The organism is Actinosynnema sp. NPDC091369, from assembly GCF_044757065.1.
Classification (GTDB): domain Bacteria; phylum Actinomycetota; class Actinomycetes; order Mycobacteriales; family Pseudonocardiaceae; genus Actinosynnema.
Genome location: NZ_JBIVUG010000009.1, coordinates 150,690 through 170,023 on the forward strand (window position 1 = coordinate 150,690; position 19,334 = coordinate 170,023).

16 protein-coding genes are annotated in these 19,334 nt (G+C 72.6%); 8 read left to right on the forward strand and 8 right to left on the reverse strand.

The annotated features are described in order from the left end of the window. Positions 1–64 precede the first annotated feature (64 nt). On the forward strand, positions 65–3,274 hold the full coding sequence (locus tag ACIQMJ_RS29470; protein ID WP_499764248.1) for a hypothetical protein: 3,210 nt from the start codon (positions 65–67) through the stop codon (positions 3,272–3,274). Positions 3,275–3,276: 2 nt separating this feature from the next. Here the strand turns inward: ACIQMJ_RS29470 and ACIQMJ_RS29475 are convergent, their stop codons facing one another. After that, entirely contained in the window at positions 3,277–4,935 is a 1,659-nt protein-coding gene (locus ACIQMJ_RS29475; RefSeq protein ID WP_499764249.1) for a WXG100 family type VII secretion target, read from the reverse strand. 17 nt (positions 4,936–4,952) lie between these two features. After that, entirely contained in the window at positions 4,953–5,489 is a 537-nt protein-coding gene (locus ACIQMJ_RS29480; RefSeq protein WP_499764250.1) for a YbaB/EbfC family nucleoid-associated protein, read from the reverse strand. A gap of 361 nt (positions 5,490–5,850) precedes the next feature. On the opposite strand from ACIQMJ_RS29480, the gene ACIQMJ_RS29485 reads away from it, so the two are divergent. The 6 genes from ACIQMJ_RS29485 to ACIQMJ_RS29510 all read left to right on the forward strand — a co-directional run bounded on the left by ACIQMJ_RS29485 (position 5,851) and on the right by ACIQMJ_RS29510 (position 12,682). Beyond that, entirely contained in the window at positions 5,851–6,981 is a 1,131-nt protein-coding gene (locus ACIQMJ_RS29485) for a BMP family lipoprotein (protein WP_499764374.1), read from the forward strand. 97 nt (positions 6,982–7,078) lie between these two features. Continuing rightward, positions 7,079–8,620, forward strand: a complete 1,542-nt coding sequence (locus tag ACIQMJ_RS29490) for an ABC transporter ATP-binding protein (RefSeq protein ID WP_499764251.1) — start codon at positions 7,079–7,081, stop codon at positions 8,618–8,620. Next, a complete protein-coding gene (locus ACIQMJ_RS29495) occupies positions 8,620–9,690 on the forward strand; it encodes an ABC transporter permease (RefSeq protein WP_499764252.1) in 1,071 nt (356 codons plus the stop codon). The genes ACIQMJ_RS29490 and ACIQMJ_RS29495 overlap by 1 nt, the downstream gene beginning before the upstream one ends. A gap of 73 nt (positions 9,691–9,763) precedes the next feature. Continuing rightward, a complete protein-coding gene (locus ACIQMJ_RS29500) occupies positions 9,764–11,029 on the forward strand; it encodes an ABC transporter permease (RefSeq protein WP_499764253.1) in 1,266 nt (421 codons plus the stop codon). Further along, positions 11,022–11,411: a cytidine deaminase gene (locus tag ACIQMJ_RS29505; protein WP_499764254.1), complete on the forward strand. Its 390-nt coding sequence runs from the start codon at positions 11,022–11,024 to the stop codon at positions 11,409–11,411. Before ACIQMJ_RS29500 ends, ACIQMJ_RS29505 begins: the two co-directional genes overlap by 8 nt. Next, positions 11,408–12,682, forward strand: coding sequence for a thymidine phosphorylase (locus ACIQMJ_RS29510; protein WP_499764255.1), 1,275 nt, complete (start codon positions 11,408–11,410; stop codon positions 12,680–12,682). The genes ACIQMJ_RS29505 and ACIQMJ_RS29510 overlap by 4 nt, the downstream gene beginning before the upstream one ends. 104 nt (positions 12,683–12,786) lie before the next feature. On the opposite strand, the gene ACIQMJ_RS29515 is transcribed toward ACIQMJ_RS29510, so the two are convergent. Further along, positions 12,787–13,995 carry a hypothetical protein gene (locus ACIQMJ_RS29515; protein ID WP_499764256.1) on the reverse strand — a complete coding sequence of 403 codons (1,209 nt, stop codon included), beginning with the start codon at positions 13,993–13,995 and terminating at the stop codon, positions 12,787–12,789. 408 nt (positions 13,996–14,403) lie between these two features. On the opposite strand from ACIQMJ_RS29515, the gene ACIQMJ_RS29520 reads away from it, so the two are divergent. Further along, positions 14,404–15,471: an adenosine deaminase gene (locus ACIQMJ_RS29520; protein ID WP_499764257.1), complete on the forward strand. Its 1,068-nt coding sequence runs from the start codon at positions 14,404–14,406 to the stop codon at positions 15,469–15,471. A 73-nt stretch (positions 15,472–15,544) separates the two neighbouring features. Here the strand turns inward: ACIQMJ_RS29520 and ACIQMJ_RS29525 are convergent, their stop codons facing one another. The 5 genes from ACIQMJ_RS29525 to ACIQMJ_RS29545 all read right to left on the reverse strand — a co-directional run bounded on the left by ACIQMJ_RS29525 (position 15,545) and on the right by ACIQMJ_RS29545 (position 19,180). Next, positions 15,545–16,756, reverse strand: a complete 1,212-nt coding sequence (locus tag ACIQMJ_RS29525) for a SatS C-terminal domain-containing protein (RefSeq protein WP_499764258.1) — start codon at positions 16,754–16,756, stop codon at positions 15,545–15,547. A gap of 65 nt (positions 16,757–16,821) precedes the next feature. Then, entirely contained in the window at positions 16,822–17,319 is a 498-nt protein-coding gene (locus tag ACIQMJ_RS29530) for a YbaB/EbfC family nucleoid-associated protein (RefSeq protein WP_499764259.1), read from the reverse strand. Beyond that, complete coding sequence (locus ACIQMJ_RS29535; protein WP_499764260.1) at positions 17,316–17,690, reverse strand: YbaB/EbfC family nucleoid-associated protein; 375 nt, start codon at positions 17,688–17,690, stop codon at positions 17,316–17,318. Before ACIQMJ_RS29535 ends, ACIQMJ_RS29530 begins: the two co-directional genes overlap by 4 nt. A gap of 4 nt (positions 17,691–17,694) precedes the next feature. Beyond that, on the reverse strand, positions 17,695–18,855 hold the full coding sequence (locus ACIQMJ_RS29540) for a C40 family peptidase (RefSeq protein WP_499764261.1): 1,161 nt from the start codon (positions 18,853–18,855) through the stop codon (positions 17,695–17,697). Position 18,856: 1 nt separating this feature from the next. Further along, positions 18,857–19,180 carry a hypothetical protein gene (locus tag ACIQMJ_RS29545; RefSeq protein WP_499764262.1) on the reverse strand — a complete coding sequence of 108 codons (324 nt, stop codon included), beginning with the start codon at positions 19,178–19,180 and terminating at the stop codon, positions 18,857–18,859. Positions 19,181–19,334 lie beyond the last annotated feature (154 nt).

Genomic DNA, 19,334 nt, shown 5'->3' on the forward strand with positions numbered 1-19,334 from the left:
TGGGGGCGGGGGCGGCGGCGCCTGGTTCCCGAACCCGGGCGGCGGGGGCGGCGGCGGGGCTTGGGTGCCGAAGCCGGGGGGTGGCGGCGGAGGTGGCGGCACCTGGTTGCCCGCGCCCGGCGGTGGGGGCGGGGGCGGCGGCACGTTGGCCGGCGGCGGTGTGGTGTCGGTGGACGGTGCCGATCGGGTCGTGGGGCTGCTCGGCGGCGTGGTGTCGGCGGGCGGCGCGGGCCGGGTGCTCACGGGTGCGGGCGGCGGCGTGGTGTCCGCAGGCGGCGCTGGCCGGGTGCTCACGGGTGCGGGTGGCGGCGTGGTGTCGGCGGGCGGTGCCGGCCGCGTGCTCACCGGAGCGGGCGGCGGTGTGGCGTCCGCGGGCGGTGCGGGCCGTGTGTTCACCGGAGCGGGCGGCGGCGTGGTCTCCGCGAGGGGCGGCGCGGGCCGCGTGCTCACGGGAGCAGGCGGCGGCGTGGTGGCCGGAGGCGCAGCCGGCGGAGCGGCAGGCGGTGCTGCCGGAGACTTCGTGGCCTCCGGTGCGGGCGGTGCGGTGATGGTCGGGGTGGCCGGGGGCGGCGTGGCGGTGGGCGTTGCCGCCGGTGGCTTGGCGACGTCCGGTGCGGGCGGCGCGGTGATGGTCGGGGGCGGGGTCGCGGCCGGTGGCTTGGCGACCTCTGGTGCGGGCGGTGCCGAGATGCTCGGCGCGGCCGGCGGTGGGGTGGTGGTCGGCGTTGCCGTCGGTGACTTGCCGGTCGGCGGTGCCGGAGGTGTGGAGGTGTTCGCCGGTGGGGTGGTGCCGGGGGATGGCGTGGTGGCCGGCGGCGCGGGGTTGGTGGCAGCCGGCGGTGGGACGGCCGGGCTGGGGGTGGCTGGGCTGGGGGTGGCCGGGGGCGGGGTGATCGCGGTCGGAGCGGCCGGTGGCTTGGTGAGCTCGGGCGCGGAAGGAGTGGCGCCGGCCGGCGGGGTTGCCGCAGGTGCCGGCGCGGCGGGTGGGGTGATGGCCGGTGCCGCCGGCGGCTTGATCGTCAAGGGTGCCGGCGGCGCGGAGGTGGTCGGGGCGGCCGGGGACTTGGTGGCCTCCGGCGCGGGTGGGGTCGTCAGGCCCGGTGCCGGTGGTGTGGTGATGGTCGGCTTCGGGGCGGGCGGTGGTGTGGAGGGCGAGGCGGCGGGGGCCTTGTTGACGTTGCCGTCGCCCGCGGGGGGCTTGGGCGCGTCGAAGACGCCCTTCTCCGGGCCGCCGGTGAACTTGCTCGAGCGGTCCGTCGACGGGCTCCCCGCCGGAGCGCCCGCGGCGGGCGGTGCGGCCACCGGTGGCACGGCCGGAGCGCTCACGGGGGACGGCGTGCCGGCGGACGGCTTCGGGCCGTCCGCGGCGGCCGGTGCCGGGGAAGGGGCGCTCGGGGGAGGGGTGCTGATCGGCGGTGCGCTGGGCGTCGGGCCGGCGACCGGCGTGCTGACGGTCGGCTTCGGCGCGGGGGGAGGCGTCGACGGTGAGGTGGGCGGCGCCTTGGTGATGGTGCCGTCGGACGTGGGTGGCTTGGGCGCGTCGAAGACGCCCTTGCCCGGACCCCCGGTGAACTTGCTCGAACGGTCGGACCCGCCGGCGGCACCGGGCGCACCGCCGGGGGCCATCGGCGCACCGGCCATCGGCGGCACGGTCGGGGCACCCGCCGGCGGCGTCACGCCCGGTGCGGACTTCGGGCCGGTCGACGGCGGGGCGGTGGCGGTGCTCGGGCCGTTGGCGGGCGGCGCGGTGACGCCCGGGGCGCTCGCGGTCGGGATGTTGGGCGTGCCGATGGTCGGCTTCGGCGCGGGGGGTGGCGTCGACGCCGAGCCGGCCGGTGGCTTGGTGATGGTGCCGTCGCCGGTCGGTGCCTTGGGCGCGTCGAACACGCCCTTGCCGGGGCCGCCGGTGAACTTGCTCGAACGGTCGGCCGCACCCGCGGCACCGGGCGCACCACCGGGGGCCATGGGCGCACCGGCCATCGGCGGGGTGGTCGGTGTCGACACGCCGGACGGCCCACCCGTGAGGCCGCGTGACGCCGTGCTCCCGCCCGGAGTGGTGGCGCCGGTCACCGGCCCGGCACCGGGCGTCGGACCGCCCTTGACCGACGGCCCGCCCGGCGACGTGCCGGGGACCGAGCCCACCGACGCCCCACCGGGCGACTTCGACCCGCCGGGCGCGTTCACGCCGGACGCACCCGGGATGCCCGCGATCGGCCCCACGGAAGGCCCACCGGTGCCGCGCGTCCCGCCGGGCGGTGTCGCGCCGGGTGCACCGGGCAGGTTCTTGACCGGCGTGACCGAAGGCCCACCGGTGCCGCGCGACCCGCCGGGCGGTGTCACGCCGGGTGCACCGGGCAGGTTCTTGACCGGCGTGACCGAAGGCCCGCCCGTGCCGCGCGACCCGCCGGGCGGTGTCACGCCGGGTGCACCGGGCAGGTTCTTGACCGGCGTCACGGAAGGCCCACCGGTGCCGCGCGTCCCACCAGGCGTGTTCGGCCCGGTCGCACCGGGCACGTTCTTCACCGGCGTGACCGACGGCCCGCCAGGTCCCTTCACCCCACCGGGTCCGTTCGGACCGGTCGCACCCGGCAGGTTCTTCACCGGCGTGACCGACGGCCCGCCGGGCCCCTTGACCCCACCGGGTCCGTTCGGCCCGGTGGCACCGGGCACGTTCTTGACCGGCGTGACCGACGGCCCGCCCGGCCCCTTGACCCCGCCCGACCCGTTCGGGCCGGTGCCACCGGGCAGGTCCCGGACCGGCGTCACGGAAGGCCCGCCCGGCCCCTTCGCGCCGAGCGGCCCGCTGCCGGGGGAGCCCGGGGGGCGCTGGGCGTTCGAGTTCGGGTCGATCTTGGTGAACTGGTCGCGGCTGAACTGGTCGTTCTGCACGTGCGTCTGGAGCGTGGCCTTCAAGCCCGACTGGACGTTGCCCATCGCGGTCGAGGCGTTGGTGGCCTGCTTGACCGAGGCGTCGTTGGAGCTGTTCAACGCGGGCACGGCGACGATGCCGATCGGGCCGAGCGCGTTGGGCGCGAGCTTGAGCCCCTGCAACCCGCTGGAGATCGCCGCCAGCCGGGACTGGAGGTCACCGGCGCGCTTCTGCGCGCCCTCCATGGACGACTCGCTCATGCCGAAGCCGGAGTTGCCGGTCGGCCCGCCCGGCGACGGCGGTGGCGCGGGCGGTGGTGGCGACGACGGGTTGCCCGAGGGACCCGGGGTCGTGTTCGAGTCGACGCCGCCACCGCGTGCCATGGCTGGTTCTCCGGTGCTCTAGGACTAGACCTGGACGGAACTGGACGACGACCCGTTCGAAGCGGGCTTCGAGTGCTGCGACTGGAACGACTCGTAGCTCGACTTCGCCGCCTCGCCCGCCGACTTGGCGTCGTTCGCCGCCTGCTCGGCGGTCGTGCCCGCCTGCTCGGCCTTGCGCGAGGCTTCCTCGGCGGCCTTGATGTCGGCGTCGCTGCCGGACGCGAACGCCTTGGCGTTGGCCTCGGCCGCCGCCGCGTTGGCCGCCGCGAAGTCCACGTTCGCCTGCTCGTACTTGGCGTTCGCCGCCTTCGCCGCGTCGTTCTTGGCCGACAGGTCGCTCTCGGCGGACGCGCGCGCCGGGTCGTCCTGCCCGGGGTTGTTGCGCTTGTACTCCTCGTACGCGGCCTTCGCGGCCTCGTCGGCGGGCTTGGCGTCGTTCAGCGCCGCGTTGCTCGCCTTGGCCGCGTCGGCGACGTCACGGCTCTCCTTCGCGGCGACCTCGGCGGCCTTCGCGGCCTCCGAGCGCAACGAGTCCGCCTCGCCCTTGGCCGACTCGTACTTCGCCATCGCGGCGTCGTAGCCCGCCTGGTCGCCGCGCGCGGCGGCGGCGTTGGCCTCGTCGATGGCCGAGCCGACCTTCGCGTTGGCGGCGGCGGCCTTCTCGGTGGTGGCGTTGAGCGCCTCGTTGGCCTTCTTGGCCTCCTCGGCGGCGGCGGCCTCCTGCTCCTTGGCCTTGCTGTACTTCTCGTTGGCCTCTTCGGCCTTCTTGTTGGCGTCGGAGACCTTGTCGTCCTGCACGTCCTTGGCCAGCGCCTTGTCGATCTCGCGGTCGACGCCCTTCTGCGCCTTCCACGACTCGTAGCCGACCTCGGCCACGTCGGCGATGTTCTCGAACCGGTTCCAGCCCTTGCCGACGTTCTCGGTGATCTCGTCGAGGTTCTTGATCCGGCCCATCTGCCTGCCCAGCGCCGCGGTCAGCCGGGCGATCCGGGACGCGATGTTCACGCCCAGCGCCACGGCCTTGCCGACCGCGAAGCCGATGTAGGCCGCGATCGACGCGCCGAACGTGATGACCGCGGTGGCGGCGGCGATCAGCGCGCCCGCCAGCAGCGACCCGAGCAGCTGGGCGATCAGGTCGCGCACGATGTCGCGCAGCACCGACACCAGCACGCCGCAGATCGCGACGATCTTGGCCTTCTGCTCGACGGCGTTGGCCAGCGCGTCCAGCTCCTGGCCCATCGCCTCCATGTTCTTCTGGAACGCCTCGGCCGCCGCGCCGGTCCACCCGTCGACCGCGCCCAGCTCGCGCCGGTGGTCCTCGGCCAGCACGCGCAGCTCGGCGGCCTGCTTCTTGGTCGCCTCGACGTTGGCGTTGATCTCGTCGGGGTCGCCCATCAGCTGGTCGAGCGGTTCCTTGAGGAACGAGACGTGCTCGATCAGCCAGCCGATGCCCGCGCCGAGGATCGTGCCGAACGGGTCGACCGCCAGCATGGCCATCGACGACGCCGTGCCGATCGCCGCGAACGTGATGTCCAGCGCCTTCTCGGTCTCGGTCTCCGCGTCCTTGCCGATCGTGGTGATCATCTCGTCCCACGCCGAGATGAACAGGGAGCCCTTGAACTTGTTCTGCTCGGTGATCTCCATGCCCGGGGGCGAGGCGATCGGGGTGTCGGGGGCGGTCATCGGTCAGGGTCTCCTCGTCACCAGGGCTGGTTGTCGTCGTCCTCGTCGTCGGCCGGGCGCGAGGGGCGCGCCGGGCGCGACGGCGGCTGCGGCTGGGCGGCCTGCGCCTGCCAACCCGGCTGCACCGGGGCCGGGGCGGGCGCCGGGCGCGCCGGCTCGGGCTCCGGCTCGGCGTACTCGGGCTCGGCGTAGTCGGACCCGTCGTCCTCGACCTCGTCGTCGTCCGGGATGGCGTCGCTGACCATGCGCATGGCCTCGGTGCCCTCGCCGAGCGGCTCGAAGGCGGCCATCACCTGCTGCGCGGCCTGCTTCTGCGCGACCTTGGCCGTCTGCATGATCACGGCGGTGAGGCGGGCGGAGCCGAGCTCGGTCGCCCGGTGGCCGAGCTGGATGTTGAGCAGGCCGCCGTTCGGGCCGACGGTGATGGTCACCGCGCCGTCCGGGCTGGACGCCGTGGCCTGCGAGTTCTGGAAGTTCTCCTGGAGGTCGGCCGACTTCCGCTGGAGATCGGCCAGCTTTGCCTCGAAGTTGTCGAGCCACTGCTGGGGGTCCAAGGTCAACCTCCTAGGGGGGATATCGGTGCAGGTTGGAGTGCACCCGAGCCCGCCAACGCCGCCCCAACGCCCCACCAACGGGTCAACCTGCGGGCCCCCGAACCCCGTGGCCGCCGCCCGCCACGTCACCCGGTCCGCCTATTGACAGCGAGTAACCGGCTACGACGCCGGGAAGTCGCCGGATCACTACGAGTGGCGGAGTCGCCCGATGGCACCAACGATTAGGTCACGTGCGGACCGGTACGTGCGCGGGCGTCATTACTACGGGGTACGGTTCGCCACTCGGAAGCCCCGACGGCCCGCCGTCGGGATTTGTCTGCTCCTAGACGAGCAGGGAGGGAGACGAGCCGTGCGTCGTCGAATGCGTGGCCTCGCGGTGGCCGCGATCGCGCTGACCAGCGTTCTCACGATGGCCGCGTGTGCCAAGGACACCGGTGGGAACAACACCGGGTCCGGGTCCACCAACACCGCCGAGGGCTGCAAGCTGGCCGACAAGCCGCCTGCCGCCACCGCGACGTCCAGCAGCGCCGCGTCGGGCGAGAAGGTCGACGGCAGCGCCCTGAAGGTGGGTCTGGCCTACGACATCGGCGGTCGCGGCGACGCCTCGTTCAACGACTCCGCCGCGGCGGGTCTGGACAAGGCCAAGGCCGACTTCGGCATCGCGGAGGTCAAGGAGCTGACCGCCGCGCCGAACGAGCCGGAGGACGCCAAGCAGACCCGGCTGCGCCAGCTCGCGAGCGAGGGCTACAACCCGATCATCGGTGTCGGCTTCGCCTACGCCGAGTCGCTGAAGGTCGTCGCGCCGGAGTTCCCGAACGTCAAGTTCGCCATCGTGGACGGCGCGGTCGAGGGTGCGGCGAACGTCACGCCGCTGCTGTTCGCCGAGGAGCAGGGTTCCTTCCTGGCCGGCGTCATCGCCGCCTACAAGTCGAAGTCCTGCCACATCGGCTTCGTCGGCGGTGTGGAGATCCCGCTGATCCAGAAGTTCGACGCGGGCTTCGCCCAGGGCGCCAAGACCGCAGCGCCGGACATCAAGATCGAGAAGAAGTACCTGACCCCGGCGGGCGACTTCACCGGTTTCCAGGACCCGGCCAAGGGCCAGGAGGCCGCGACCGGCCAGATCGAGGCCGGCGCCGACGTGCTCTACCACGCCGCCGGCGCGTCCGGCAAGGGCGTGTTCTCGGCCGCGAAGTCGGGCAACGCGCTGGCCATCGGCGTCGACTCCGACCAGTACAACCAGAAGACGGTCGAGGAGTCCAAGGACGTCATCGTCTCCTCCATGCTCAAGCGGGTCGACGTCGCGGTGTACGACTTCGTCAAGGCGGTCGCCAAGAACGACCTGGCGAGCCTGCCGAAGGTGTTCGACCTGTCCGTGGACGGCGTCGGCTACTCCACCTCGGGCGGCAAGATCGACGACAACCTGAAGGCGGTCCTCGAGGGCTACAAGGCCCAGATCATCGAGGGCAAGATCTCGGTCGAGTCCACGCCGTAACCCCATCCGGCCTCCGGCGCACTGGGCCCTGCGAGCACCCTCGCGGGGCCCAGTGCGTGGTTAGCCCCGGCGCAGCCGGAGATCAGACGGAGCTTCCATGAGCACTACGACCCCTGCCGTCGTCCTGTCGGGCATCACCAAGCGCTTCCCGGGTGTCGTCGCCAACAGCGACGTGCACCTGAGCGTGCAGGTCGGCGAGGTGCACGCGCTGTGCGGTGAGAACGGCGCGGGCAAGTCCACCCTGATGAAGATCCTCTACGGGATGCAGCAGCCCGACGAGGGCACCATCGAGGTGGCGGGCCGCCAGGTCCGGTTCCGCACGCCCGCCGACGCGATCAAGGCCGGCATCGGCATGGTGCACCAGCACTTCATGCTCGCCGACAACCTGACCGTGCAGGAGAACGTCGTGCTCGGCGCGGAGTCGCTGCACGGCATCGGCGGCCGGGCGCGCAAGCGCATCCTGGAGCTGGCCGACGCCACCGGCCTGAACGTCGACCCCGGCGTGCTGGTCGAACGCCTCGGCGTGGCCGACCGGCAGCGGGTCGAGATCCTCAAGGTGCTCTACCGGGGCGCCAAGGTGATCATCCTGGACGAGCCGACCGCGGTGCTCGTGCCGCAGGAGGTGGACGAGCTGTTCACCACCCTGCGCGGCATGCAGGAGCAGGGCTTCACGTTCCTGTTCATCTCGCACAAGCTCGACGAGGTGCGCGCGATCGCCGACTCCGTCACGATCATCCGCCGCGGCACCACCGTCGGCACCGCCGACCCCCGGGCGGTCAGCTCCCGCCAGCTGGCCGAGATGATGGTCGGCAGCGAGCTGCCCAGCCCCGAGACCCGCGAGTCCACCGTCACCGACCGCGTCGTGCTGCGGGTGGAGAACCTGGGCCTGGTCGCCGCGGAGGGCACCCGGCCCGTGCTCGACGACATCGACCTGGTCGTGCGCGCGGGCGAGATCGTGGGCATCGCCGGCGTCGAGGGCAACGGCCAGACCGAGCTGGTCGAGACGATCATGGGCATGCGCAAGGCCCACCACGGCCGCGTGCTGCTCGGCGACCGCGACCTCACCAAACTCGGCACGCTGGCCCGGCGCGAAGCGGGCATCGGCTACATCCCCGAGGACCGGCACCGCCAGGGTCTGCTGCTCACGCAGCCGCTGTGGGCCAACCGCATCCTCGGCCACCAGACCCGCCGCCCGGTGTCGAAGGGCCAGTGGCTCGACCTGCCGGGCGCGAAGCAGGACACCCGGCGCATCGTCGAGGACTTCGACGTGCGCACCCCCGGCATCGACGTGGCCGCCGTCGCGCTGTCCGGCGGCAACCAGCAGAAGCTCGTGGTCGGCCGTGAGCTGTCCGGCGACCCCGTGCTGCTCATCGCGTCGCACCCGACCCGCGGCGTGGACGTCGGCGCGCAGGCGTTGATCTGGGACGAGATCCGCAACGCCCGCGCCCGCGGCCTGGCCGTGCTGCTGATCTCGGCGGACCTGGACGAGCTGATCGGCCTGTCCGACACGATCCGGGTGATGCTGCGCGGCCGGCTGGTCGCGGACGCCGACCCCGCCACGGTCACCCCGGAAGACCTCGGCAGTGCGATGACCGGCGCCACGAGCGCCGAGCACGCGTCGGAATCGGAAGGCGAGTAATGGGAATCTTGCGCGGCAAACTCCTGCCGCCGGTCCTGGCGATCCTGTTCTCCGCCCTGCTGTGCGGCATCGCGCTGGTGGTGTCCGGCGCGAACCCGCTGCGGGCGTTCGGGGTGATGCTGTCGCAGGTCGGCGAGGGCACCACCGCCGTCGACATCGTCAACAGCACCGGCACCTACTACATCGCGGCGCTGGCGGTGGCGATCGGGTTCCAGATGAACCTGTTCAACATCGGCGTCGAGGGCCAGTACCGGGTCGCGGCGGTCGTCGCGGCCGTGGTCGGCGGCTCGATCGCCCTGCCGCCCGGCCTGCACGCCCTGGTGATCATCCTGACCGCCGCCGTCGCGGGCGCGCTGTGGGCCGCGATCCCGGCGATCCTCAAGGTGACGCGCGGCGTCAACGAGGTCATCTCCACGATCATGATGAACGGCCTGGCGCTCGGCCTGGCCGCGTACCTGATCGGCGCGGACGTGTTCGGCGAGCTGCGCGGCAACAACATCCGCACCCCGGAGATCCCGGAGAGCGGCTGGGTGCCCGGCATCCCGCTCGGCTCGGCCGGCACGGTGTTCGGCCTGGTGTTCCTGGCCGCGCTGCTGGGCATCGGCTACTGGGTGATGATGAACCGGACCCGGTTCGGCTTCGAGCTGCGGGCGTCCGGCGAGTCGTCCACGGCCGCCGCCGCGGGTGGCGTGAACGCCAAGAAGATGGTGCTGATCGCCATGCTGCTCTCCGGCGCCATCGCGGGCCTGGTCTCCATGCCGGAGATCCTGGGCCGCGACCACACCTACAACCTGAACTTCCCGGCCGGCATCGGCTTCTCCGGCATCGCGATCGCCCTGCTCGGGCGCAACCACCCGGGCGGCATCGCGTTCGGCGCGCTGCTGTGGGCGTTCTTGGACAAGTCGGGTCTCGCCCTGGACAACGTGGGCGTGCCCCGGGAGATCGTGACGATCATGCAGGGCGCGATCGTGCTCTCGGTCGTCGTGGCCTACGAGGTGGTCCGCCGGTTCGAACTGGCCGCCCAACAGCGGCAGGTCGGCCGGCAGCTCGGAACGGTGGATGCGGCATGAGCGAGCTCGCGAGCGAATCATCCAACACTGCGCACAGTGCTCTGTCGCCGACGAGCCTTGGCGAGGAGGCGGCGTGAGCACTTCATTGATGAACCCGTCCGAGGCTCCCACCACCGTTCCGCCGCCCCGCAAGGCGCGCCGGATCCCGGGTTGGGCCGTCGGCGCGCTGGGCGTGGCCGGCGCGGTCGTGCTGCTGTCGACGACGTCGTACCTGACCGACGTGCCCCAGCTGACGTCCACCGGCACCATCCAGACCGCCGTGCGGCTGGCCCTGCCGATCCTGCTGGCCGCCCTCGGCGGTCTCTGGGCGGAACGCGCGGGCGTCGTGAACATCGGCCTCGAAGGCATGATGATCATGGGCACGTGGGGCGCGGCGTGGGCCGGCTACCAGTGGGGCCCGTGGGCGGCGCTGGTCTCGGCGGCCGTGTTCGGCGCGCTCGGCGGCCTGCTCCACGCCATCGCGACCGTGACGTTCGGCGTGAACCACATCGTGTCCGGCGTGGCGATCAACCTGCTCGGCGCGGGCCTGACCAAGTACCTGTCGACGCTGATCTTCTTCCCGCTGTCGCACAACCCGCGCGAGTCGCCGGCCGTGCCGAAGTTCGACACCTACAGCGCCTCCGGCCTCTCCGACTTCCTGGGCGAGCTGGAAGCGCAGCAGCGCGTGGGCCTGTCCGACGTCGCCGGCATCCTGCGCGGCCTGGTCACCGGTGTCTCGCCGCTGACCATGCTCGCCATCCTGCTGGTGATCGGCAGCTACCTGGTGCTGTGGCGGACCCGGTTCGGCCTGCGGCTGCGGTCGTGCGGCGAGAACCCGGTCGCCGCGGAGTCCCTGGGCGTCAACGTCTACTGGTACAAGTACGTCGCGGTGATCTCCTCCGGCGCGCTGGCCGGCATCGGCGGCGCGGCCCTCGTGCTCAACCCGGGCCAGCCGGGCTACCTGGAGGGCCAGACCAACGGCCGCGGCTTCATCGGCCTGGCCGCCATGATCTTCGGCAACTGGCGGCCCGGCGGCCTGCTCGGCGGCGCGGCCCTGTTCGGCTACGCCGACGGCCTCCAGCTCCGCTCGGGCGGCAAGACGTTCCTCGCCCTGGTCTACGGCGCCGTGCTGCTGCTCGTCGTGATCGTGATCTGGCAGCTCGTCCGCCGCCGCTGGTTCGCCGCCGCGTTCGGCATCCTGGCCGCCGGCCTGCTCTACGCCGTCTACTACTCGGTGGACGAGGTCCCCAGCGAGCTGACCACCTACGCGCCGCACCTGGTGACGCTGGTCGTGCTGGCCGTCGCATCGCAACGCCTGCGCATGCCCGCCGCGGACGGCGTGGTGTACCGCCGTGGTTGACATCGACTGGGACCTGCTCCGGGCCCGCGCCGTCGAAGCCGCCCACTCCGCCTACTGCCCGTACTCCGGGCTCCAGGTGGGTGCCGCGGCCGTGTGCGACGACGGCCGGATCGTCGTCGGCTGCAACGTGGAGAACGCCGCCTACGGCGTCGGCCTGTGCGCCGAGTGCACCCTCGCCGGCCAGTTCACCCTGACCGGCGGGGGCAGGCTCGTCGCCCTCGCCTGCCGCAGCGGCGCGGGTGAGCTGCTGATGCCGTGCGGCCGGTGCCGCCAGGTCATCCACGAGCTGGGCGGCGCGTCCTGCCTGATCGACACCCCGTCCGGCATCCTCCCGATGAGCAGGGTGCTGCCCGACGCGTTCGGCCCGGAGGACCTGCCATGACCCACACCGCAGTGGACGTGATCCGGGCCAAGCGCGACGGCCACCGCCTGACCGACGCCCAGATCGACTGGGTGGTGGACGCCTACACGCACGGCGGCGTCGCCGACGAGCAGATGTCCGCCCTGGCCATGGCGATCTACCTCAACGGCATGGACCCCGCCGAAACGGCCCGCTGGACCCGCGCCATGGTCGACTCCGGCGAGCAGCTGACCCTGGACGTCGGCCGTCCCACCGTGGACAAGCACTCGACGGGCGGCGTCGGCGACAAGATCACCCTCCCGCTGGCGCCTCTGGTCGCCGCCTGCGGCGCCGCCGTGCCGCAGCTCTCCGGCCGGGGCCTGGGCCACACCGGCGGCACGTTGGACAAGCTGGAGTCGATCCCGGGCTGGCGCGCCCAGCTCTCGGTGGACGAGGTCGTCGCCCAGCTGCGCTCGGTGGGGGCCGTCATCTGCGCCGCCACCTCCGGCCTCGCCCCCGCCGACAAGAAGCTCTACGCGCTGCGCGACGTCACCAGCACCGTCGAGTCCATCCCGCTGATCGCCTCGTCGATCATGTCGAAGAAGATCGCCGAAGGCGCGGAAGCCCTCGTGCTGGACGTCAAGGTCGGCTCGGGCGCGTTCATGAAGTCCCTGGACCAGGCCCGCTCGCTGGCGCAGACCCTGGTGTCCATCGGCGTCGACCACGGCCTGCGCATCTCCGCGCTCCTCACCGACATGTCCGTCCCGCTGGGTCGCGCTGTCGGCAACGCCGTGGAGGTCGCCGAGTCGGTCGAAGTCCTCCAGGGCAACGGCCCCTCCGACATCGTCGACCTGACCGTCGCCCTCGCCGAGGAGATGCTGTCCCGCGCCGGGATCACCGCCTCGCCCCGCGACGTGCTGGCCTCCGGCGAGGCTTACGAGACCTGGGCCCGCATGATCCGGGCCCAGGGCGGCGACCCGGACGCCCCCTTGCCGACCGCCGAGCACCGGCACACCGTCACGGCCCCCGACGACGGCTACCTGACCACCCTCGACGCCTACGCGGTCGGCGTCGCCGCCTGGCGCCTGGGCGCGGGCCGGGCGCGCAAGGAAGACCCGGTCCAGCCGGGGGCGGGCATCCTCTGCCTGGCCAAACCGGGCGACCGCGTCACCAGGGGCCAACCACTGCTCGAACTGCACACCGACACCCCGGACACCATTCCCGCCGCCCTGGAAACCCTCGCCACCGGTTACGCGATCGGGGACACCCCGCCACCGACCACGCCGCTGGTCCTCGACACCATTCGCGGCTGAAACCGGATTCTTCTTCCCCTGCTTTTCCCGCGACGACGAAAAAGGCCCGGTCCGCAATCGCGGACCGGGCCTTTTTCGTGAGCTGCGCTCAAGCGCTCATTCGATCAAGCGCCCTCGGCCGTCAAGTCGTCGTCGTCCACGTTCCGGTTGTCGCCGGGCTTGGAACCGTTCTTCCGCGTCCGCCGCTGCGGCCGGGGCAGCGCGGTGGGCGGCGGGGGCGGGGTGGGGGAGCCGCCGCCGAGGATCAGCTCGGCGAACGTCGCCATCGCCTCGTCCAGCTGCCCGCCGATGCGCAGCTCCGACTCCTGGTTGCTCTTGCGCACCAGCCCGGCCAGCGACTCCGCGTCCGGCCGCGTCGACAGCGTGCCCTCGACCTTGGCGATGCCCTGCTCCACCACGCCGGACAGCTCGCCGAGCCGCGCCGCGAAGTCGTCCTCGACCGAGTCGAGCCGGGTCGCCATGGTGTCCAGCCGGGACGTGACCTGCTCCAGGCGCTGCGCCAGCGCCTCCAACCGGTCGGTCGAGTCGACCTGGTCGCGGGTCTCGTCCAGCGCCGCGTGCAGCGCCTCGCGCGCCTCGTCCAGCTTGCCCGTCAACGTGCTCCGCGTGTCCACCAGCGACGCCGTCAGCGACTCGCGCGTCTCGGTGAGCCCCGCGTGCAGCCCGTCACGCGTGCTGTTGATGTTGTCGCGCGTCTCGTCCAGCTTGGCGTTCAGGCCGCCCGCGGACTCCGTGACGGACCGCTGCAACGCCTCGCGCGTGCCGTCGAGGTGCTCGTGCACGCCCTCGTCGACCTCGTCCAACCGGCCGCGCAGCGCCGCCTCCAGCGCCTCGATCCGCTCGCGCAGCGGCCCGGTCACCGCGCCCGGCACCTGGTCGACCTTGCCGTCCTGCTTGTCCAGGTGGCCGTCGAGGTCGTCCAGCCGCTTGTGGATGTGGGCGAGCTTGTCCTCCAAGCCGTCCATCCGCCCGGCGACACCCTCGAACCGGCCCGCCACCCCGTCGAGCCGACCGTCGAGCTGCGCGAACGGCTTGGCCAGCTTGTCGACCAGGCCCTCGACGGCCCGGCCGATGCTCTGCACCGCGTTGTCCTGCGCCTCCAGCTTGGCCAGCGCCTCGTCCAGCCGCTCGGCCAGCACGCTGACCTCGGTCCGGTCGGGCAGCTCGGACAGGCGCTTGCGAACGGAACCCAGCGATTCGAGCGGGGACATCCGCGCGTGGATCTCGTCCAGTGCGTCGAAGATCTGCTGCTGTTCGCTCTCACGGATCTCCGCGGCGCGCGTGAGCATGTTGCGCATCCGATCGAAGGACATCGTGGAGTTGTTGTTCTCGTTCACGGCTCGGGTGCCTTCGTCCAGGGGAGGGGAGACCTCCGGGAGCCTAACCAGGTTGGGGCGGCGGGCAGTAGCGCCCCCCGACCGGGACCGCCTGGATCGACCTTGCGTGTACTCCGTTGGAGTGACGATCACCGACCTTACCGCAACGTCACTGCCGGCGCGGCTGTGACTGCTCCCGGTGAGCATCCGCCGTGTGAGTGACTAAAGCCCAGCTAGCAGTAGCGGAAAGTTCTGCATCACGACTGCACAACGGCTTCCGGACGGCGAAAGCGGCACCCGACCGAGTGGTTCTGACCACACCCGGTGACGTCGGGGTGATCATAGCGGATCATGATCTTCGCAGGTCGGAACGACACGGCGTGTCACCGGTATACGGTGACGCCCATGTCGACCCCGCTTACCCCGGAGAACCTCCGCCGCGCGCCGAAAGTGCTCCTGCACGACCACCTCGACGGTGGCCTCCGGCCCCAGACCGTGATCGAGCTCGCCGAGGCTTGCGGCCACCAGGGCCTGCCCACGACCGACCCGGTCGCGCTGGGCGAGTGGTTCCGCGACAACGCCAACTCCGGCTCGCTGGTCCGCTACCTGGAGGGCTTCGCGCACACGTGCGGCGTCATGCAGGACGAGGCGGCGCTGGTGCGCGTCGCGTCGGAAGCCGTGCAGGACCTCGCCGCCGACGGCGTCGTGTACGCCGAGATCCGCTACGCCCCCGAGCTGTTCACCGACAAGGGCCTGAGCATGGAGCAGGCGATCGAGGCGGTGCAGGAGGGCTTCCGCCAGGGCGAGGCCGCGTCCGGCGGCCGCATCAAGGTCGGCACGCTGCTGTGCGCGATGCGTCAGAACGACGGCTGGCAGCGCATCGCCGACCTGGTGGTCCGCTACCGGGACGCGGGCGTGGTCGGCTTCGACATCGCGGGCCCCGAGGCCGGCTTCCCGCCGAGCAAGGAGCTGTCCGCGTTCGAGTACCTGCGGCAGCAGAACGCGCACTTCACCATCCACGCGGCCGAGGCGGCGGGCGCCGAGTCGGCGTGGGAGGCCGTGCAGCTCGCGGGCGCGGAGCGGCTGGGCCACGGCGTGCGGTTGGCCGAGGACATCAAGGGCGACGAGGTCGGCCACCTGGCCGCGTACGTGCGCGACCGGCGGATCGCGCTGGAGATGTGCCCGACGTCGAACGTGCACACCGGCGCGGTGGCGTCGCTGGCCGAGCACCCGATCAAGCGGATGGCAGACCTGGGCTTCCGGGTCACCGTGAACACCGACAACCGGCTGATGAGCATGGTGTCGATGACCGGCGAGTTCGCCACCGTGGTGGAGAACTTCGGCTTCGGCTGGGACGACCTGCGCAAGTTCACCGTCAACGCCGCGAAGGCCGCGTTCATCACGCACGACGAGCGCCGCGCGCTCATCCAGGACGTCATCGAGCCTGCCTACGCCGCCCTCGACCCGCAGTAGTCGCGCAAAAGCAGAGGCCGCGGGCTCCGATGGTTGCCCGCGGCCTCTGCCGCTGCTTGGTGCGCCTGACGTCCTAGTGCACCTTGAGCCGGTCCTCGAACGCCGCCACGAGCGTCCGCCACGCCACCTGCTCGTCGTCGAACGGCGCGCTGGGCGCGAGCCGCGTCGGGTCCGGCTTGAGCACGTACGACACCAGCCACCCCAGCCGCTCGGACTGGTTCAGCGCGACCTTCACGGTGTCGTCGCCCGCCCACTCGCCCGCGTCCTCCAGCAGTTCGACCACCAGGTCGAGCTGCGTGGGGTCGATCGCGTCCGGGCCGTCGAGGATGTCCTCGTCCAGGCCGGTGAGCACGTAGACGTTGTCCGGGTCGACCTCGACCTCCAGGTCGCCGCCGGTCGCCTTGGTGACGAGCTCGCCCCAGGTCGACACCTCGGCCAGGTCGTTGTCGTCGGCCTCCACGATGAACCGGGCCAGCGCGCGCGGCGACGTGAACACGTCGATCTTGCCCTTGCGGCCGAGGAACACCGGCTGGTCGTCCAGGTAGCAGCGCAGCGTGTAGTACTCGCCCGCACCGCTGATGATCTTGATCGGGTCGATGCCGACCTCGCCCCAGAAGCCGACCGGCTCGTCGCCGTCCTCTTCCTCCTCGTCCGCCGAGGCCGCCGCCGCGGCGGCGTTGGCCTCCTCGAACTCGGCCAGCTCGTCCTGCGCGGCCTTGAGCGCGGTCTCGTCGACCTCCGGCGTGGTCACGACCTCGTCGATCGCGTCCAGCACCTCGTCCCACTTCTCCGCGACGACCTGCGAGATCTCCGTCCACAGGGCCTGGCCCTCGCGGCCGGTGAACGGCAGCGTGCCCTGCGGCAGCAGCGCGAAGCCCTCCGCCGAGTCCAGGATCTCGTGCACCTTCTCCAGGTCGCACACGTCCGCCAGCGACCGCACGATCGAGATCACGTCGGCCAGCTCGCCGATGACCCACGTGTCGGGCTCCTCGGCGACCAGCTCGGGCACGCCGACCAGGTCGAACTGGTGGTTGTCGTCGGGCGACAGCTCACCGACCGACAGCGCGGGCACCACGTGCCACGCCGGGTGGTCGGTCAGGTCGTGCTCTTCGGTCTTGCGCACGAACGCCGCCAAGTGCGCGGCATCGGGGAACGCGTACAGGTCCTCCTCGTGGCCGAGGAAGGCTTCCCACTCCTCGCCCTCTTCCCGCCAGCGCGGGGCCCACAGGGTGACCACATCACCCTGGGTGAGCCCCAGCTCGATCGGGACGATGTCCTGTGCCATCCGACCTCCCGGTCACGCCATGCCCCTTTGCGATGCGGGGGCAAGAGTACGGGGTCGATCACGCGCTACTGCCGTTGACCACGGAAAGGGTCGGCGAAGTAGTCGTCGTCGTCCGTTTCCTCCGGTTGGGGCCGGGCCGCGGGCCGGCCCCGCACCTGCCCCGCCCACGGCGGACGCGCCGGCCCCGGTGCCGACGGCTGCTCCGCGACAGGGGGTGTGACCTGCGGTTTCGGGGCTGCCTTCAGGGGCGGCGGGCCGGCGAACGCCTCCACGGCCATCGCCATGCCGTCGCCCAACGACTTGGCCAGCTCGTTGTAGCTGCGCTGCACGGCCGCGTCGGTCGCCAACCGCGCCGTCTCCACGACCAGCCTGCCGACGACCTCCGGCCCCTGCGCCAGCGCGTTCGGGTGCAGGTCGAGCGCCGTGAGCTGTCCCGTCGCGGTCGCCGTGGCGCGGGCCAGGCGGCTCGGGTGCTCGGCGCTGCCGGTGGTGCGGGCCAGCACTTCGGTCAGTCCTTCGGCCGCCGCGAGCCGCTGTTCCCGCGCTTCCTGCGCCTGCGTCATCGCGAACCCCTCAGGTAGGAGCCGTCGAAGTCGTCGTCGTCCGGACCGCGGTCGAAACCGATCTCGGTCAACGCCCGCAGCGTCGCCGGGTCGGCCACCCGCTCCAGGCTCCGGTGTGCGCGCGCGGCGGCGTCCCGGGACGCCCGCGCCGACACGCGCAGGATCTCGTCCGCCAACGCCCGCGGACCCATGGTCAGCGCCGACGGCGCGACCCGCACCTCCTGCGGCGGTCCGCCGGGCGCCGCCACGACCGTGACCGCGCCGTCCGGTGACGACGCGCGGCCGAGCACCGGGCCGGTGCGCGCGACGTGCTCGGCCACCCGCCGCTCGGTGTCGGCGACCCGCTCGGCCGCCCGCTGCGTCTCGTCCACGTCCTCAGCCCGTCGGTCGGTAGAAGCCCATGAAACCCATGCCGCTGTTGCTCGTGCGGATGGGGTTGACCTGCACCGGGTCGCCCGCCTCGACCATCTGCCCGTTGCCGATGACCATGGCCACGTGGCCGTCCCAGACGACGAGGTCGCCGGGCAGCAGCTGGTCGGCCGGCACGGACGCGCCCATGGCCTGCGACGAGGCGGGCCGGGGGATGTCGAAGCCCGCGCCCGCGTACGCCCACTGGGTCAGGCCGCTGCAGTCCGTGCCCTGGGGCGGGTTCGCGCCGCCCCACACGTACGGGGTGCCCAGGGCGGACAACGCGTTGCGCACGGCACGCGCGGCGGTCTCGTTGGGCGCTTCGGCGGAGCTGCCGTCGGGCAGGTTCACGCCGACGCCGGTGCCGGGCTGGGGCGGGATGGCCACCGGCAGCCGCGGTCCGATCGGACCGCCGCCACCGCCACCACCGCTGCCTCCACCGCCACCGCCCGAGGAGCCCGAGCCGGAACCCGAACCGGACCCGGACGACGAACCCGACGACGAGGACGACCCACCGCTGTCACCCGCCGACGACGTCGACGTGGTCCCACCGCTCTCCACGCCCAACGGGTCGCCGATCCCGGCGAAGTCCGGCTGCTGGAGCCCCTGCAATCGCGCGACGACGGCCGTCAGCTCACCGCGCACCTTCTCCAGCTCCTGCCCGGTTCTGCCCTCGTACTCGCGGGCCTTCGCGGTCACCTCCGCCGCCACCGCGAGCACCGCGCCGATGCCGCCGAACACCCCGGCCGCCACCGCCGCCGCCAACCGGGGCCACGCCCAGCCGGTGAACTCGTCGATCAAGCCCTGGATCGCGGTCTTGCCCGCGGTCACCGCGTCGACCGCGGTGGTGGCCGCCTGCTGCGTGGTGGTGGCGTTGCGCGCCAACGTGCCCACGCCGCCGGAGAACGCCGCGACGCGCGACTGGAACGCGTTCGCCTTCTCGCCGTACCAACCGCTCAACGCCGCGTTCGCCGCGCTCGTGTGCCTGCCGTCCAGCTCGGTCAGCGCCGAGGACGCCCGCCCGAACGACTCCGCCGCGGCCGTCGCGCCGCCGGTGTCGCCCTCGAGCTTGGCCAGGTGGTCCTTCATCGGCTGGACCAGAGCCGCCAGGAAGCCGCCGACGTCCACGTCAGACCTGTGCCGCGCGGTTGAGGTCGGCGCCGGTGCGCGCCTCCTGCTCGGTGTACGCCCGGCCGGTCTTGGCGACCTCCGAGGCGAACGCCGCCAGCGCCGCCGACGCCGCGGCCACACCGTCCACTTGGGCCTGTGCCGCGCCCTGGAACGCCGCGCCGAGGCCGACCTCGTCGCCGAGCGCGCCGAAACTGCCCGCGGCCAACGACGTGGTGCCCGCCAGCGTGGCCGTGCCGACGTTGCCGACCTCGCCCGCCAGACCCGTCGCGGTGCTGCCGTACGCCGACAGCGCCGCGGTGTCGACGCCGAAACCCCGTTCCACCCTCGTCCCCCTTTTGGTGCCGTGCGACCGCGATCCTGCCCCATCCGCCGGCGGGGTGTGCGGCGTTCGGCCAGATCCTGCCCCGATGAGCGGTACCACGGGCCCTTGCGCCACCTGATCATGGGTGTGTGGGTGTTTTACGCCATTGGGAACG

Excerpts from the sequence above, each read along its gene's own strand:
- ACIQMJ_RS29475 (WP_499764249.1), bottom strand. The coding sequence starts at position 4,935 with ATGACCGCCCCCGACACCCCGATCGCCTCGCCCCCGGGCATGGAGATC.
- ACIQMJ_RS29485 (WP_499764374.1), top strand. The coding sequence starts at position 5,851 with ATGCGTGGCCTCGCGGTGGCCGCGATCGCGCTGACCAGCGTTCTCACG.
- ACIQMJ_RS29490 (WP_499764251.1), top strand. The coding sequence starts at position 7,079 with ATGAGCACTACGACCCCTGCCGTCGTCCTGTCGGGCATCACCAAGCGC.
- ACIQMJ_RS29495 (WP_499764252.1), top strand. The coding sequence starts at position 8,620 with ATGGGAATCTTGCGCGGCAAACTCCTGCCGCCGGTCCTGGCGATCCTG.
- ACIQMJ_RS29510 (WP_499764255.1), top strand. The coding sequence starts at position 11,408 with ATGACCCACACCGCAGTGGACGTGATCCGGGCCAAGCGCGACGGCCAC.
- ACIQMJ_RS29515 (WP_499764256.1), bottom strand. The coding sequence starts at position 13,995 with ATGTCCTTCGATCGGATGCGCAACATGCTCACGCGCGCCGCGGAGATC.
- ACIQMJ_RS29520 (WP_499764257.1), top strand. The coding sequence starts at position 14,404 with ATGTCGACCCCGCTTACCCCGGAGAACCTCCGCCGCGCGCCGAAAGTG.
- ACIQMJ_RS29525 (WP_499764258.1), bottom strand. The coding sequence starts at position 16,756 with ATGGCACAGGACATCGTCCCGATCGAGCTGGGGCTCACCCAGGGTGAT.
- ACIQMJ_RS29530 (WP_499764259.1), bottom strand. The coding sequence starts at position 17,319 with ATGACGCAGGCGCAGGAAGCGCGGGAACAGCGGCTCGCGGCGGCCGAA.